The 16,216-nt window shown below is 50.4% G+C and carries 17 protein-coding genes; 11 read left to right on the top strand and 6 right to left on the bottom strand.

The window, feature by feature from the left end; genetic code table 11:
- Positions 1 to 173 precede the first annotated feature (173 nt).
- Positions 174 to 341 carry a hypothetical protein gene (locus M3650_RS25610; RefSeq protein ID WP_019421368.1) on the top strand — a complete coding sequence of 56 codons (168 nt, stop codon included), beginning with the start codon at positions 174 to 176 and terminating at the stop codon, positions 339 to 341.
- A gap of 170 nt (positions 342 to 511) precedes the next feature.
- Positions 512 to 691: a hypothetical protein gene (locus tag M3650_RS25605; RefSeq protein WP_019421367.1), complete on the top strand. Its 180-nt coding sequence runs from the start codon at positions 512 to 514 to the stop codon at positions 689 to 691.
- Between the two features lie 194 nt (positions 692 to 885).
- Here the strand turns inward: M3650_RS25605 and M3650_RS25600 are convergent, their stop codons facing one another.
- Positions 886 to 2,271 (bottom strand): C39 family peptidase, encoded by a 1,386-nt coding sequence (locus M3650_RS25600; protein ID WP_251578870.1) that lies wholly within the window; start codon positions 2,269 to 2,271, stop codon positions 886 to 888.
- 216 nt (positions 2,272 to 2,487) lie between these two features.
- On the opposite strand from M3650_RS25600, the gene M3650_RS25595 reads away from it, so the two are divergent.
- The 6 genes from M3650_RS25595 (at position 2,488) to M3650_RS25570 (ending at position 8,844) form a co-directional block, all read left to right on the top strand.
- Positions 2,488 to 3,108, top strand: a complete 621-nt coding sequence (locus M3650_RS25595) for an RNA polymerase sigma factor (RefSeq protein ID WP_251578869.1) — start codon at positions 2,488 to 2,490, stop codon at positions 3,106 to 3,108.
- Positions 3,056 to 4,786: a DUF4179 domain-containing protein gene (locus tag M3650_RS25590; RefSeq protein ID WP_251578868.1), complete on the top strand. Its 1,731-nt coding sequence runs from the start codon at positions 3,056 to 3,058 to the stop codon at positions 4,784 to 4,786. The genes M3650_RS25595 and M3650_RS25590 overlap by 53 nt, the downstream gene beginning before the upstream one ends.
- Positions 4,787 to 4,981: 195 nt before the next feature.
- Positions 4,982 to 5,716, top strand: a complete 735-nt coding sequence (locus M3650_RS25585; RefSeq protein WP_251578867.1) for a DUF4367 domain-containing protein — start codon at positions 4,982 to 4,984, stop codon at positions 5,714 to 5,716.
- Positions 5,717 to 5,797: 81 nt separating this feature from the next.
- Complete coding sequence (locus tag M3650_RS25580; RefSeq protein WP_251578866.1) at positions 5,798 to 7,144, top strand: ABC transporter substrate-binding protein; 1,347 nt, start codon at positions 5,798 to 5,800, stop codon at positions 7,142 to 7,144.
- A gap of 45 nt (positions 7,145 to 7,189) precedes the next feature.
- On the top strand, positions 7,190 to 8,545 hold the full coding sequence (locus M3650_RS25575) for an ABC transporter substrate-binding protein (RefSeq protein ID WP_251578864.1): 1,356 nt from the start codon (positions 7,190 to 7,192) through the stop codon (positions 8,543 to 8,545).
- An 89-nt stretch (positions 8,546 to 8,634) separates the two neighbouring features.
- Positions 8,635 to 8,844 (top strand): hypothetical protein, encoded by a 210-nt coding sequence (locus M3650_RS25570; protein WP_251578862.1) that lies wholly within the window; start codon positions 8,635 to 8,637, stop codon positions 8,842 to 8,844.
- Positions 8,845 to 8,968: 124 nt separating this feature from the next.
- Here the strand turns inward: M3650_RS25570 and trpB are convergent, their stop codons facing one another.
- On the bottom strand, positions 8,969 to 10,138 hold the full coding sequence (gene trpB / locus M3650_RS25565; protein WP_251578861.1) for a tryptophan synthase subunit beta: 1,170 nt from the start codon (positions 10,136 to 10,138) through the stop codon (positions 8,969 to 8,971).
- A 320-nt stretch (positions 10,139 to 10,458) separates the two neighbouring features.
- Between trpB and M3650_RS25560 the strand changes: the two genes are divergently transcribed.
- Positions 10,459 to 11,340 carry an ROK family protein gene (locus M3650_RS25560; RefSeq protein ID WP_285848671.1) on the top strand — a complete coding sequence of 294 codons (882 nt, stop codon included), beginning with the start codon at positions 10,459 to 10,461 and terminating at the stop codon, positions 11,338 to 11,340.
- A gap of 88 nt (positions 11,341 to 11,428) precedes the next feature.
- Here the strand turns inward: M3650_RS25560 and M3650_RS25555 are convergent, their stop codons facing one another.
- The 4 genes from M3650_RS25555 to M3650_RS25540 form a co-directional block, all read right to left on the bottom strand.
- On the bottom strand, positions 11,429 to 11,701 hold the full coding sequence (locus M3650_RS25555) for a hypothetical protein (protein WP_019421358.1): 273 nt from the start codon (positions 11,699 to 11,701) through the stop codon (positions 11,429 to 11,431).
- 54 nt (positions 11,702 to 11,755) lie between these two features.
- Positions 11,756 to 11,929, bottom strand: a complete 174-nt coding sequence (locus M3650_RS25550) for a hypothetical protein (protein ID WP_019421357.1) — start codon at positions 11,927 to 11,929, stop codon at positions 11,756 to 11,758.
- 23 nt (positions 11,930 to 11,952) lie between these two features.
- Positions 11,953 to 12,615, bottom strand: coding sequence for a TetR/AcrR family transcriptional regulator (locus M3650_RS25545; RefSeq protein WP_233697552.1), 663 nt, complete (start codon positions 12,613 to 12,615; stop codon positions 11,953 to 11,955).
- Between the two features lie 181 nt (positions 12,616 to 12,796).
- A complete protein-coding gene (locus tag M3650_RS25540) occupies positions 12,797 to 13,609 on the bottom strand; it encodes a substrate-binding domain-containing protein (RefSeq protein ID WP_251578860.1) in 813 nt (270 codons plus the stop codon).
- A 232-nt stretch (positions 13,610 to 13,841) separates the two neighbouring features.
- Here M3650_RS25540 and ptsG point away from each other — a divergent pair, with 232 nt between their 5' ends.
- A complete protein-coding gene (ptsG, locus tag M3650_RS25535; RefSeq protein WP_483311790.1) occupies positions 13,842 to 15,443 on the top strand; it encodes a glucose-specific PTS transporter subunit IIBC in 1,602 nt (533 codons plus the stop codon).
- 564 nt (positions 15,444 to 16,007) lie between these two features.
- Entirely contained in the window at positions 16,008 to 16,187 is a 180-nt protein-coding gene (locus M3650_RS25530) for a hypothetical protein (protein WP_251578859.1), read from the top strand.
- Positions 16,188 to 16,216: the final 29 nt, after the last annotated feature.

Genomic DNA, 16,216 nt, shown 5'->3' with positions numbered 1-16,216 from the left:
TTGGACGCGTTCACTCCGCTGCGCGAAGATATGATTAAGCGATAACCTAATTTAGAAATATATGTATCCTTCGCCACGTAAATAGAATAGAGATGATGGAAACGCTCCGACAACTTATCCGATAAGATGCCCGGGGCGTTTTGTCGTATTTTGGAAGCGGAGGAGGCTAGAGTATGTTATACTTCTTGATATGGCTTATCAGTTGGATTATGCTGTTCTGGATCTGGGGCGAGGCGTCGGATCGAAGGGGAAAGCACATCGGCTGTTTATGGGCGCTGGTCGTGTTCTCTCTTGGTCCGCTAGGAGTTATTTTGTATCTCATCACGCGCAATTGGGATTAAGCTGAACATATGGTTCCTAGGAGATTGGCCCCATCCGCCGCATATTCCGGTCTCAACCTGGACGAACAGAGGTAAAGACTGGGTAATTCATTGATAATCTTCGTCCATTAAGGTGGATAAGTCTGTTTTGTATCGCTGCAGCGGACAAAGAGAATAGGGAGGTGCGTGTTATGGTAACGCTTGTTCCTTTTGTTCTGGGCTTGTTGATTATGTTGGGCGTCATCATGTATGCGCTCTGGGTGTTTAGCCGCCGGGGTTCATTCCAGTACGACGAACAGAACGTCTGGATGCGGGATGTGGATGAAGATAAGCCGGCATCCAAGCACCCCCAAGACAAGACGGGGTTGTGACAATCGAATAGGAAGAATGTTCGAGGCTATCGCAATGGTTTGACCATTGCGATAGCCTCTTTTTATTTGGATGCAGCATACATTGCAGCCGCTAGCTCCTCTTGAGTTGTTGAAATAAAAAAGGATAGAGCGGCAGGTTTGAGACTTGCCTCTATCTATCCTTCATTGTAGCTGTGCGGTATTTGTGTAAAAGGTTATTTCGTGCTTGGATTGGAGGCAGGAGCTCCTTGTTCCGGCAAATACGTAATAGCCTGACTGCCCATCTGTTCCCATCCCCGCTGGAAAGCTTTGCGCTCCACACGGTCGCGGCGTCCGAGCGGGTCGTTCACGTAGACATATTTATCGTCATAACCCGTTACAACTAACGAGTGCTCATAATAGGTGACTTGAATCGGTCCATCCGCTGTCTGCCAAGTGACCCAATAACGCTCTGGAACGGCGTCGTACATGGTCGTATGGATAACCCATACCGGAGTTCCCTGACCGACGACCCACAATAAGTGATCGAACGTAGTGCCCGTCATATCGATAATCCGTCCCGGCAAATATTTCTCCGCTAGGTCGGCAATCGGTTCGTGGTAAACGCCGAGTCCCGGATTGGACAGGGAACGCATGTCTCCGACAAATCCATTGTGCGGGTTGCCGAAATATATTTTGCCGTCAGCCCGTTTGTACGGTGTCGGATCTTTGCGTATCTTCTCGGCAAGCTCGTTCTTATCCACATCTACCTGCGCGCTCCGCAGCAGCATGGCGAGCGCAGTTACCTCGCAGCCGCGCGGCAGATCTGGAAGCTGCAGAATGAGCGGGGCTCCATTCAAGTGGATTGACTTCGGCGCAGGCCGCTCGGGATCCCACATAACATGCTCGCCCCGATAGGTCACTCTGCGCCCGGGCGCCTGCTTGGCATAAGCTACGGCATCTTCCCAGCGGCGGAACAGAGTCTGGACCGTGTCTCCCAGCTTAACGGCGTATGGCCCGAACGAATCATAAGCCAGATACAGGGACAGCTCATCGTGCCAGTCCTGCCACTGCTCGGCGTCCGGCGCCGACTTGCTCTTCGACAAGGCAATTACTCCGTCTTGTGTGTAAATGCTGCGGCCGAGCGCTTCCGTGACCGGGCGCAGCGGGACATAAGTCATCCCGTCCTTCACCAGCGGCGCAGCCTTGAGAGGTGTCGTAGACGGCGCGGCTGCCGTGGCAATGGTAACTTCGCCGGCATGAAAAGAATACGTCACTTTGGATTTATCCTTGGCGAAGGTAATCGTCCCTCGTTTCTTGTCGTAGGAAAGCTCCGCCTCAAGCTTATTCGCTAGAAAGCGTGCTGGAACGAACGTTTCGCCGCGCTCTTTGTACGGTGCGGCTCCGGGACGCTCATCATCGATCGGCACGAGGTAGCGGCCGACACGGGCCGTGTTGCTGTACAGCATCAACACAATGTCGTCGGATGGCATGTCGAACATGAAGGACAATGCTCCGCGATCGAATTTGGATCCCAATAAATATTGAAATGGGTATGCGCACAGCGCAAGCAAGATAAGGAACAGCAGCCAACGATTGAGCCGCCGAACGAATTGTGGCAATTTCAATATCCTCCTCAGACATACTCCCTTATGTATATCGGCTAATCGATCCCTTTTCGTTAGATAACCTGATTCTTAAGTTGCAGAATGCCATAACATCGATTAGAAGGGAAAAGATTAATGTGAAAATAATATAAAAAAGATAAAAAAACGAACCTTTTATTCTTGTGAGTTGTTAACTTAGTATAGTAACGCATAGGAAAGGTGGAGGGCCTGTTGACGGACAGGGAATTTTTTGAGCGATACAACAATGAAGTGTACAGGACCTGCTATTATATGCTGCGCGATGCGTCAGACGCGGAAGATATATGCCAAGAGGTGTTCATGAAGGCATTAACCTCCGGCTGGCAGCAGGTGGAGTATCTCAAAACGTGGCTCATGCGCATTACGGTCAACCACTGCTTGAACCATCTGCGGCGGAGCAAGACGAGACGAATGAAAGAGAAAATGCTGCTCTTGTTCCAGCGGGAACAGGTGGAACCGTCGGTGCTCGCCGCGGTGGAGCAGCAGGAGACGGAGGATGAATGGAAGCGCCGCATGGCGCAGCTGCCTGATAAAATCAGGGCAGTGGTGACGCTCCGTTACACGAACGATTTGGCTCTTGCGGAAATTGCCGAGATTTTGGAGATCCCGATTGGCACGGTGAAATCCCGCTTGAATAGAGGTTTGAAGCTGATGAAGGTCATGCTGGAGGAACCGGGCCAGCTTGAGCCGGATGGGATGGACAGGCCGGGGAATAGCAGCGTACATAAGCAGGCAAGAGGCAGGAAGGAAGGTGCGGAACATGAAGAAGAGAACAAACGAAATAAAAAATCTTTCTCAGCAGCTGGGCGATGACGGCAACCATTCCTATCCGGACTTCGATGCAATGTGGATGCGGATCGAGGCGGCCAGAAACGCGCAGGATAAGCAAAAAACTTCCGCATCGTCCAGAACGGTACCGTTGTTCCGAGGACGCCGCTTAGCCGCCGTGCTGTCAGCGGCTGTATTTGTGCTGTTAGCTACCCCAGTTCTCGCCTATATTTCCGGGAAGTGGGATTTTAATTCTCTCCAAGGTGTGGAATCAGCGATCCAGCATGGATTCGGGCAGCCGATCAATAAGAAGGTTACGAATAGCGGCGTCACATTCGCAATCGATACGGCGGTGTCCGACGATAATGGAACCACGCTGTTATACAGCTTGAATACAGGGGATAAGCAGGAACGGAAATGGACGTTCGACCAATTTGATTTCAAAGACGAGAAGGGAAATTCCATTGCAAGTCTGGATCTTGTGCAGAAGATGAATATGAACTGGGATAAAGGCTACTATTGGCATAATTGGGATGAAGAAAGCCGAACCTACAACGGATTCTTCGAAACGTCCTGGACGGTTCCCGGCAAGGAAGAGAATGTGCAATTGTCTGCGCGTGGGCTGCAGGCGTACGACTATGTTCGTGTACCAATCGATTTGAATCCGCACAAGGCAGAGGTACAGACTTTTCCGATTCATGATGGCGGGATCGAGGAATTGAAGGTGCAGTTCATGGAAGGCGGACAAGGGCAAGCAACCCTCAAATACTCTGTGTCCTACACGGATGATTCGAATTTCAACATCGTTGGCCCTCAAATTGTGGTGAAAAAGGGAGGGGAAATGGTAATTCGATCAGGCGATAAGACGACTAGAACGATCGAGATTGGGGGACATCCAGAATGGGGTGTACAAGAAGGTTATAGCTCGGACGAACTACTGCAGGGTGACAATTCATTCGAATTTGTATATGGCGTGAAGGGAAGCCATATCGAGGGAGAATGGAATATCGGTATGTTCACCTTGAACAAGGAGAAGGCGATAAAGGCGTCAGTGACCCGGGAATTAAACATTCCGATCCACACGGCGCAAGGGGACTCGATCCTCCGCAAGCTGATTATCAGGCCGACTGCGATAAAATTGGAGGTAGAGAATAAGAGAGAATTCCACGAAATTCCATATCGGACAGTTTCGTTGCTAGTGAACGGACGTAAGCTTGAAGGGTGGGAGATGCCATTGGAATATGCCAATACTCCGCTCCATGGATATCGGCAAGCTTTCACATTTCCGGCAAGACACGATCTGCGGTTGACCGCGGACACGCCGGTAGAATTGTTGTTGGAACGTGAGATCGAGAAGATACGTTACTATAAGAAGCCAATCAAGTTGACAGCTATTACAGATGAAAAGAAAGAAACGATTGTGAACGTAGAGGGTTATCCGGTCAAAGTAACCTACTATACCAAAAACGGTGACCTGTATGTCGAGAACGAGAGCGAGAATCTAAAGTTCAGCGGCGTTACTCAGACGTACATGAAACAGGGAGACAAGAGAATATTTGGTAAAGTCCTGTTTTACCAATGGGAGGAGAACTGGCTCGATTGGGAGAATTCCAATAAGTATGTAAACGTGTATCGCGGATTTAAGGGAAACGAAACAGAGATTTACTTATTTGAGTTCTACATTCGACATTGGGATCGGGATTTGAAAATAAAGTTGCAATAGGATGAACGATGCTGTCCCCGTCAGGATATGACGTGAGGGCAGCATTTTTTTGAATTTCTCCCAAATTAGTGAACCTAAATAAGAGCGACCGTGTTAATTAGGATAGAGGCTTGCGCCTAAGGGATCCTATAAACACGATAGTGCGGCCTGACTAACATCCGAAAATCGTTTGAAATTTAGAGAGGAGAATAACCCATGAAAAACACAAAGAAAGTAACAATCGCTACACTTTGCAGCATCCTGCTGCTAGGTTCCATGAGCGCTGCTGTGCAGGCAGCGTCGTCGCAATCAATCAACAGCATTACGCTCAAAACGGCAGCGGCCAAAGCTCCGACTGATGCAGAGAAAAAGAAAATGATCGAAGCGGAGAAGGCAAGGATAGTAAAAATCAAAAAAAATCCTGGGGACGTTTACCTTGTGTATGTCAGTGATAAGAAGCTGAATGGCGATAGTGAGTTTTTATATTATGTGGAATTCCCAACATTTCAGAAATACGAAGACTACAAGAAATGGACTACTAAATTAAAGGGAGCAATCGTGCAGGAGCCAGAGGGGATGCCAGAAGGATATACCTTTGTTAAAGGAGTAATCCAAAGTCCGTCCAGTAAACAGTTCGAGGCACAAGTGAAGGCTGAAGCCAAAGGCAAAGTGGTATATTCCAAAAAGATGGAATGGAAGGAAGCGGGCGATATCAAACTGGAGTACAAAAAAGGAAAAGATAATATCATTCTCCACATGCAAACGGATTATAGCGAAGATAAGAAGACTAAAGAATACAAATACGAATCCGCCGCAGATAGCTTACATACTGATCGAAATCAAGTTACCTGGTCGAAAAACGGAAAGGTATTTTTCATCTCCGTGAATCCTGGAAATCCATTGACGGAGGAAGAGTTAATCAAGCTTGCGAAAACGATGATTAAAAAATGATAGGGATTAAGGCCGACAGAAGCTGCAGGTACGGGTTGCCTGCGGCTTTGGATACGGAAGCAAAGGAGAATGATAGGCGAGATGCGATGGGGTTCGTGGTTGAAGCAAGGCACGATTCTGGTAAGCATTATGGCTCTGGTGAGTGGATGCTTCGGAACGAAGCCTGTGCTGGAGGAGCTCGGAAAGGATGGCCGTGGCAAATTAAAGGTGCTTTACTCTGATGAGGGCGATTTCTTTCGAGAATACGGAAATGTATTTACGCTCAAATTTCCGAATATCGACATTGAAGTGGTCGAGACCAAGGGATTATTCCAGCAAACGAAAAAAGGCGTTGATTATGGGACGGCATTAGCGAAGCTGATTGATGAACAGCAGCCCGATGTGTTGACTCTGCCACCTCAATATTATGAAGAATACGCATTGGACGGCAAATTATATAATTTAGAGCCGATCATCAAGCAGGAGCAATTCGATCTGGAAGGGTTCATGCCAGGCTTGATTGATATGGTGAGAGAGAAGGGAGGAGGCACGCTATTTGGCCTGCCGCCGTTTTTCTTTACGGATGTGATTTATTATAATGCCGATTTGTTCAAAGCGAATGCGATAGAACCGCCAAAAGGCGGCATGACCTGGAAGGATCTGTTCGATCTGGCTGCGCGCTTCGAAGATGCGGGAATGCCTGGGCTATATGCTGGCGATGAGAACGCGGTTCGGATGCTGAATCGCATAGCGGACACATGGGGCCTGCAGGAATTCGATGCTAAGGGGGAGAATATCTTGCTCGAATCCGAGGGCTGGAAGCAGGCATATCAAATGGTGACGGATGCAATACGTGCCCGCGCGCTGCAGGTTCAGAAATCGGGAGATACGAGGTTTCTCCGTTCGTCCGATAATCTCTTCCTGCAAGGCAATGCTGCTATGACCATTGGTGGATCAGGCTTTATTCGTGAGTTTAGCGATTCGAGCAACAAGAAGGCGAGCAAGATGGATTGGGGAATGGTTCCTGTCCCTATTGATCCCACCCACCCGAATGAAACGCCAAGCGCGATTTCCTATGAGTATTTTGCCATAAACGAGCAATCGAGCAATAAGCGGGCGGCCTGGGAATTTGTTAAGTACGTCAACGGACCGGAGATGGCGAAGGCAAGCTCCACCATGTACTATAAGCTGCCGACGCGAACCGGATTCGTCAAGTCGATTCAGGGCAAGAGTACAGAAGCTTTCTATGCATTGCAAATAAAAAATAGGAAATTCGAGTGGGCAATAAAGCGGATTCCTAACGAATTCAACAGTGCATATGCTCCTTTGCGGGAAGAAGCGCTACAGGCCATCATTGAAAATGAGAAAACCATGGATGCAGCCTTGGCAGAACTACAGCAGAAGGCACAGGCAGCGCTTCAGAAGGCGCGCCAAGACAATGTGAAATAAAAGAGATCGATGAATAGGCGTGCAAAGGAGAAGTGAAGTGAAGAAATGAGGCGAACCGGAAAACGTAAAGCGGCTGTACTGCTTCTGCTCAGCATCGTCCTGCTCATAAGCGGGTGCTTCGGGAATAAGCCCGTGCCGGACGAGCTAAGCGGTGAAGGCAACGGGAAGCTGAAGGTATATTATCCCTATGTAGAGGACTTCCATATCAAGTACGGCCAGTTATTTAACAGCCAGTACCCTGACATTGAAATCGAAGTAATCCAGTCGTGGGATGAGGGGGAGGGCGAACCGAATGAATTAAGCCCATTGGAAAAGTTACAGCGTATGATAGAGCGCCAGAAGCCGGACGTGCTCGTTCTAAATCTGGATGAGTATGATCAATTATCCAGCATGGGCAAGCTATATGATTTGGAATCGGCCTTCAAGCAGGATCAATTCGATTTGGACGGCTATGCGCCAGGCTTGATCGACATGCTGCGTGAAAGGGGAAACGGTTCTCTATTTGGACTTGCTCCCACGCTCAGAGCTTCGTTCCTTTACTACAATGCGGATATGTTCAAGGATATGCATATCGATCCGCCGGTCGACAAGATGCCTTGGAAGGAGCTATTCGAACTGGCTGCCCGGTTCCATAACGGCAGAACGGATGAGGATACTTCATACGGATTGATGGATAATGAAGCTTCTGACGTATTGCGGGGAGTTGCGGCTGCGATGAATCTGCAGCTGTTCGACGCGGAAGGGAAGCAGGTGATGCTGCAATCCGAAGGCTGGAAGCAAGCGTTTCAGTTAACGGCCGATGCGATCCGGAACAAGGCGGTATCGGTTCGTCCGCCGCAGCAGGACGGCGATCCTGGATCGCGTTATATATTGGCCATCAACAAATTCGTTAACGGGGAACTCCCGATGATTATCAATGATTCGTCCTTTGCTGCACACATTGGCGGGTCTTCCAAGATGAATTGGGGCATGGTGACCGCCCCGATCGATCCGGCGCGCGTGGATGAATCCGCGAGTACCTATGCGACACAAATATTCGCGATCGCTGCGGATTCGACGAATAAGCGAGATGCTTGGGAGCTTGTCAAGTTCATGAACGGCGCGGCGATGGCAAAGGTCATATCCCGCAACGGAAGAAGCGAGCTGCCGGCGCGGACAGGATATATTCCGAGAGGCTTGGAAAGAGGCGCGGAATCGATTTATATGCTGAAGCCGGCGAAGCATCGGGCGAATGAGCCGTGGAAGAAGAACATCCCGGAGAGCTTCTATGAGGCGTATTCTTCGCTGGTGAATGAAGCGCTGCAATCCGTTACCGATAATAAGCAGTCAGTGGACGAGGCGCTGGCGGAGCTGCAGCAAAAGGCGCAGGTGGAGCTCGAATTGGCCCGCAGGAATAGGTAAGCGACGAATACAGATGGCCAACCGGCGGAGTCTGGGGCATTGTCTGGCGGCAGCAGACCCCTGTGAATAGGGAGAGGAGAATTTTTCGCATGAAAAGCATGAGCAAGGCGGCAATTGCGGCATCCGGCTTTATCTTGTTGTTCGGTTCGCTGAATATAGCCGCAGAGGCGGCTTCGCAGCCAACGAAGGCAAAAAGTGCCGTTACGGCGGTCTCCAAAGCTTCCTCCGTCCAGAACAACAAAAAGCTTGTCGAGGCGGAGACGGCCAAATTATCCAAAGCCAATAAAAAGTCCAGGTGATTTTTTCCCCTGTAAGTAAAAAGCGGCATGGGCGTCCAGCCGGACAGTGAACGATTGAGTAAAACGTGAAACAGCCATAGTCCCGTTCCCATGCGGACTATGGCTGTATTGAGCTACATTGCCGCTATTGGTTCGCTTTGAGCATCTCGAACACTTGCTCCACATCTTTGTCTCCGCGGCCGGAGATGTTGATGATGACGATCTGATTACCGTCCAGCGTCGGAACGAGCTTCAACGCATGCGCGACCGCATGCGCGCTTTCCAGCGCCGGGATGATGCCTTCCGCCTTGGACAGCACTTGGAATGCTTCGAGCACTTCTTCATTCGTCACCGTCACGTATTCCGCGCGGCCCGATTCTTTCAAATAGCTGTGCTCCGGGCCGATGCCGGGATAATCGAGTCCCGCCGCGATGGAGTAGGTTGGCGCCGGATTGCCTTCCTCGTCGAAGAGAACGAGGCATTTGAAGCCGTGCAGAATGCCGGGCACGCCTTGTGTCAACGTAGGGGCTTGTTCCGGCTCCACGCCAATCAACCGCACCGCAGGCTCATCCACATAATGCGCGAAGGAACCGATGGCATTGCTGCCGCCGCCGACACATGCCAATACGGCATCTGGCAATCGTCCTTCCTTTTCCATTATCTGACGCTTCGATTCTTCGCTAATTACCGCTTGAAAATGCTTGACCATCGAAGGGAATGGATGGGGGCCTACAGCAGAACCAAGCAGGTAGAAGGTGTTCTCGTAGTTCTCAACCAGGTCGTTCAAGGCTTCATCCACAGCGTCCTTCAGTCTGCCCTGCCCTTTTGCAACCGAGACGACTTTCGCGCCCAGCAGCTCCATGCGGAACACATTTAGCGCTTGACGGCGGATGTCCTCGGCTCCCATATATATAACGCATTCCATATCGAACATCGCGCAGACGGTCGCAGTCGCTACGCCATGCTGGCCGGCTCCCGTCTCTGCAATGATCCGATGCGCGCCCATGCGCTTCGCAAGCAAAATCTGCCCGAGCACGTTGTTGATTTTGTGGGATCCGGTATGGTTCAAATCCTCGCGTTTCAAATAGATTTTCGCGCCCCCAAGCTTCGCAGTCAGATGCTTGGCAAAGGTAAGTGGGCTTTCCCGTCCGACAAATTCACGCAAGTACGTTTTGTATTCTTCGATAAATTCCGGGTCATCCTTGTAATGATAAAAAGCTTCGGCAAGCCGATTCATTACATCTTGCAGCTGCGGCGGAACAAAGCTGCCGCCAAATTGACCAAACATTCCTTGCTGAGACGTCGTAACGGTCATGGTGTGGCTCCTCCTTAGTGGCGCGTTTTAGCAAAATAACTTGCTCATATTTTAGCGCATCAGCTTGCGAAAGTCTATCGTCATTTCCAGCATGGAACACCTGCAAAAGGGTAGAAAGCTCAGCATATGTGTCCGAATCTTAGATGATGCGCGCAACTTATTGGAACATCCGATAGGCGATGTTATAATGAACAGGATGGAAGCGTTATCGTGCTGCCGCGCGACAGATAGGCAGAATGCGCGGCATTACGCGGATTGGCGGATAACCCCGCCTGAACATCGTAGAGAAGGACAGGCTTGGAGAAGGTGAGGGAGAAACAATGAAACTGTTAGGTGCAATTGAAGGCGGAGGTACGAAGTTTGTCGTCGCTGTAGGCACGCCGGATGGACAAATTCAACATATCGAGTCTTTCCCGACGACGACGCCGGAAGAGACAATGGATCGTATGGTTGAATTTTTCAAGGATAAAGGGGTAAGCTCCATTGGCTTCGGATCGTTCGGTCCGGTAGACTTGAACAAGCAAAGCCCGACATACGGTCATATCGCGAAGACGCCGAAGCCGCATTGGAGCGGCTATGATGTCGTCGGCCACCTGAAGCGCCATTTCAACGTTCCGGTAGGATTCGACACCGACGTCAATGGTGCGGCGCTCGGCGAATTAATCTTCGGCGCGGCCAAGGGCTTGAACAGCTGCCTGTACATTACGGTCGGCACGGGCATCGGCGCAGGCGCGGTAGTGGAAGGCAAGCTCGTGCATGGCTTGGTTCACCCGGAGATGGGACACATCATGGTGAAGCGCCATCCCGAAGATACGTATGAAGGCAAATGCCCGTATCATAAAGATTGCTTGGAAGGGCTGGCGGCCGGACCTGCCATTGAAGGCCGTTGGGGCGTGAAAGCATACGAACTGGGCGATGATCACAAGGCTTGGGAATTCCAAACCTTTTACTTGGCGCAAGCGTTGATGAACTATATTTTGACGATCTCCCCTGAGAAAATCATTCTCGGCGGCGGCGTATCGAAGCAGCTTCACCTGTTCCCGCGTATTCGCGAGCAAGTGAAGGAACTGCTGAACGGCTATGTGCAGCATCCTGCTGTATTGGAGTGCGGCGACGATTATATCGTTCCGCCGGCGCTGCAAGACCGGGCCGGCATTACGGGCGCGTTGGCGCTTGCGGTACAAGCGTTGGAAGCTGAATAATTCAATGGATGCATAGGAAAGGGGCTGCCCCAAAAGTCATAATGAATGACGGTGGCTGCCCCTTTTTTGTCAATTATAATCGCTGGCTTTATTTGGAGATACTTCTAAGTGCACTGAACACATTGACACCCACTACAATGATTCCGGAACCAAGCAAGCCCCATGCCCATAGGTGCAGGTTGAACAGTAGCCCCGCACCTCCCGCAGCCAACAGAACAAGTCCAATACCTCCACTGATTACTGCACCTTTGTATACTGCTTTTGGGGATGGGTGGGTTGCTTTTTGGGCGCGATTCATCGCCTTATGATATGTGTTGTTAGACAGCTTTTTGGTCGCTGCAAGTATTTTTTGATTAACCATTTGCAATTAGCGCCTCCTTATTCAACCATTCACATTTAAATGACAAGCAGCTCACTACCGAATCCCCGCATTTATTACTGCGCTGATTAGGGCGAAGACACCGAACACGATCGCCCAACCTGCCCACACATTTTTATAACCCTTACGTTTGCTCAGCAGCCATCCAATAATGCCTGCAATCAACACCGCACTTGCGATCGTTGACCCTACAATAAATCCGATGTGCATCACCGAGCCCCCTTTGTTAACATTCATTGCCCATCTTGTGAATATCCGCCCATATTCGCGTACAGGTCGGTTGCTTTCTCAATTAATGCATCACTGACAACATCAACACCTAACTGCTTCATCATCTGCTGTAAAAATTGTAAACGACGAAGGGTATCCGAACGGTTGCGTTCAAATAAAACCGGGTTTATCCATATGTTCAACAGCAACAAGAAAATCTCCGCACATTCAGTCGGATAATCGGTAACAATGGATCCGTCTTCTCTACCTTGCAACATAATTTGAGCAATCCGGGGAGCATCCTTAATGACACAGTCCTTGATCCCTGTCACTACAAACTGCGGGTTCTTGATCTGTGAGCTCAACACGCTGTCTATGGAATGTGTATCTTTGTCTGTGGCAACCGCTTCTAATATACTCACAAGCTTCTCTCTTGCATTATTCGCTTGTGTATTCTGAATTAACATGTCGAACATCTCTGTCGTAGATTGAGAGCGCTGCTTCATGACCGCATCCAATATCTCTTCTTTTGATTTAAAATGGTGGTATATTGCTCCCTTTGACATTCCTAAAGCATCAATAATGTCCTGAATGCTAGTTTTGTCAAAGCCTTTCTCGGTGAACAGTTTTGCTGACACCGTTAGAATTTGCTCCAATGTCTTCTCGGGATATTTGTTTCTTGCCATTATCCATCCTCCTATTAGATACCGACCGTTGGTATTTATATTTTTTCATAAAACAGTTGCTTCGTCAATCCTTTCTTAATTATCCGCCACTTGATGTCAGTTAACGAGAGAAGGGGCTGTCCCTTAAGTAGAAATTCTACTTTTGGGACAGCCCCTTTGTAATTCGATTTAATATCGTTTTTTAGCTTCTCGGTGCCGCGGTGGATTCTCGTGCGATGAGCTTCGTCGGCAGCAACAGCTCCATGAACGGCTCAACCTTGTGTTCCATGCGCCAGAAGAACTGCTCGACGGCTTTGCGGCCGAACAGATTCAAATCGACGGCCATCGTTGTCGTCGTGGGCGTGGCCAAGCGGGATAACTGCCCGTTATCAAAGCTGCAGACGGATACGTCATCCGGCACCTGAAAGCCAAGCTGATGCAGCGTGGAGTTGGCGAGGAACCCGAGGCCATCGTTCACGCAAAACCAAGCGGTCGGTTGGGTTCTGATGGCTTTCATTGTCTGCATCATATATTCCGACTGCTCAAGCGCATCCGTCACGATCCAGTCCGGATTGACATCGAGTCCCAAATCGCGCAGCGCCAGTTGGAACCCATCCAGCCGCTCGTAGTAGCTGGGTGAGAAGCTGATGTTGCCCATAAAGCCGATATTCCGGTGCCCAAGCTCGAACAGATGCTGAACGGCCTCATATGCGCTGAAGCGATTGTTCGTCAAGATGCAGTCGATATGAATGGCCGGATGATGATGGTCAATTAGCACTGTCGGAATGCCGGTGGCAATAACTGCGTTCGTGTAAGCCGTACTAAGGTGAGACAAAATAAGGATGCCGTCTACGTCCAGATTTTCCAAAAACGGCGGCAAAGTAAGCTCAAGCTCCGATTCTTTGTTGATGGATTGGATAAGCAGATGCTTGCCGCGCCCTCTCGTCTCCTGCTCCACGCTTAAATAGATCTCTCCGAAAAAGCTCTTCTGCGCATCGAGCCGCTCATCAGCCACCGCTTTCGCTTGGGCGAGCTGCCGGCCATTATGGCGCGCTACCCTGAATTGGGAGTCTCCAAGGGCGTTGTCGTATATGAAGTATCATGAATTTTGTATGAAGTTTACATGAAGTTATGACTCTGTAAATCAGAACTTACCCGCGTGCATAGCACTAGAACGGATTGGAAATGGTAACAATAGGTTTCTCATCCATTCTGAAGATCATGCACATAGTTAGGGGTTGGGTTCTATGTTTAAATCCATATTCGGCGTGCTGCAAAAGGTCGGCAAGGCACTGATGCTGCCTGTCGCCATTCTGCCTGCTGCCGGCATTCTGCTCGGTATCGGCAATGCGCTTCGCAATCCGGATCTAATTGCAAGGATTCCGGTGCTGGGCAGCGGCGCCATCAGTATCATCTCCAACGTGATGGAGCAAGCTGGGGGCATCGTGTTTGATAACTTGTCCTTATTGTTCGCTGTCGGGGTAGCCATCGGTCTGGCCGGGGGGGACGGTGTGGCAGGGCTTGCCGCCATCGTCGGATATTTCGTCATGAATGTGACGATGAAAGTGATAATGAACGTAACGCCGGACATGGTAGAGTCCAACTTCGCGTACGCCATCGTGCAGGGCGTGCCGACGCTGCAGACGGGCGTCTTCGGCGGCATTATTATCGGCATCACGGCGGCAACGCTGTATAAGCGCTTTTTCACGATTGAGCTGCCCTCATACCTCGGCTTCTTCGCGGGCAAGCGCTTTGTTCCGATAATAACAGCCGTCACGTCGCTTATTATCGGGATCGTGATGGTGTTCATATGGCCGCCCATTCAAGTTGGTCTGAATGCATTCTCCCATTCGCTCATCGATTCGAACCGCGCGCTTGCGGCCTTCATCTTCGGTATCTGTGAACGGGCGCTCATTCCATTCGGATTGCATCACATTTTCTACGCGCCGTTCTGGTTCGAGTTCGGGGAATATGTGAACAAAGCAGGCGAGCTGGTCCGAGGGGATCAGAAGATCTTTTTCGCCCAATTGAAGGATGGTGTCGAGCTGACGGCGGGTACGTTCATGACCGGCAAATATCCCTTCATGATGTTCGGGCTGCCGGCGGCAGCACTCGCCATATACCATGAAGCGCGCCCGGAGAATAAAACGCTCGTGGCGGGGCTTATGGGCTCGGCAGCGCTCACGTCGTTCTTGACCGGAATTACGGAACCGCTCGAATTCTCTTTCCTGTTCGTGGCGCCGCTTCTCTTTGCCGTTCACGTCCTTTTTGCGGGTCTTTCGTTCCTGACGATGCATCTGCTCGGCGTCAAAATCGGCATGACGTTCTCCGGCGGCGTCATCGATTACTTGCTGTTCGGCGTGCTCCAGCACCGGACGCCTTACTGGCTCGTCATCCCGGTCGGCTTGGTGCTTGCGCTCATTTACTATTTTGGATTCCGCTTCGCCATCCGCAAGTTCAATCTCAAGACACCCGGAAGGGAAGCGGCTGCACCGGCTGCTGCCGCTAGGCAAGGAGCGGCAACGGCGGGAGAACTGCCGCGCGGCATACTGACAGCGCTTGGCGGCAAGGACAACATCGCTTCCCTGGATGCTTGCATTACGCGCTTGCGTGTACAGGTCAAGGATAAGGGGGATGTGGACAAAGACCGATTGAAAGAGTTGGGCGCTTCGGGGGTGCTTGAGGTCGGCAACAATGTGCAGGCAATATTCGGAACCCGCTCAGAGACGATTAAGCATCAAATTCATGAAATCATCAAACAAGAGGACATGGAACTGGATACGGGCGAATCCAATGAAGACAGGGATCGAGGGAAGCGTCCAGACAGTGATCGCAGCGAGAACGATTAGAGCGGATGCATTTGACCGCTCTCTTTTCTTGTACAAGAGGACGACGGAGAGAGCCTACAGTGCGTATTGCCATAACGCCATGCGGTTCACGCTTGTCCCTAAAGCCCGGCTAGGGCAGGGGTTCGGGCTTACATGAGCGAGGCGTATCCAGGGCGAATGTTCCTATTTCGACCCTTTGGTTCACTCTACCCTTCATTCAGAAAATTAGCGTATTCCTCCTCCTCGCCATGGCGGATATGTTGTTAGGACCTTGAACAATGCGTCATAGATCCGCTCTCCCCTGCAGTCAGGAAAGAACGTGGTGGAACCTCCGATCAGAATGTAATAAGAGTTGCGTATGTAAAACGGCCACGAACCCCCACACCTACTAAAAGCCCAATCGATATAGAGATCACTAAGCGGCGCAGCCTGAAAGCAGATCTATGTTCCATTGGGCTTTTGGCTGCGCTACGCTCCGCAACTGCGGGTACTTGGATTAAAAGTAAAAACGGGCTGGAACGGTGACAGGTACCGCGGGGGTGGAGCGGAGCAACGGGGTTCAAGCGGTGGCCGAGGACATCAGCTATGAAATTGAGAAGGGCCACGATTGGCTTGACCTATAGGCCAGGCTACTTGAAAGGACGGATGAAGAAGAAGAAAACGGAAATGATTTTGCAGCTAAAGGCAGATTACGAGCGGTATCAAGAAGGGATATATCTTCTGGATGGGGCAGTACCAGCGAAGCTGGCACTACCGACAAAGTAAATGGTGTGGTATTTATAAATACGCCCCGC

The sequence above is a fragment of the Paenibacillus sp. MER TA 81-3 genome, from assembly GCF_023713585.1.
GTDB classification, from domain to species: Bacteria; Bacillota; Bacilli; order Paenibacillales; family Paenibacillaceae; genus Paenibacillus_B; species Paenibacillus_B profundus.
Note: the sequence above shows the minus strand (reverse complement) of the source record. Positions and strands in the feature narration are given on the sequence as shown.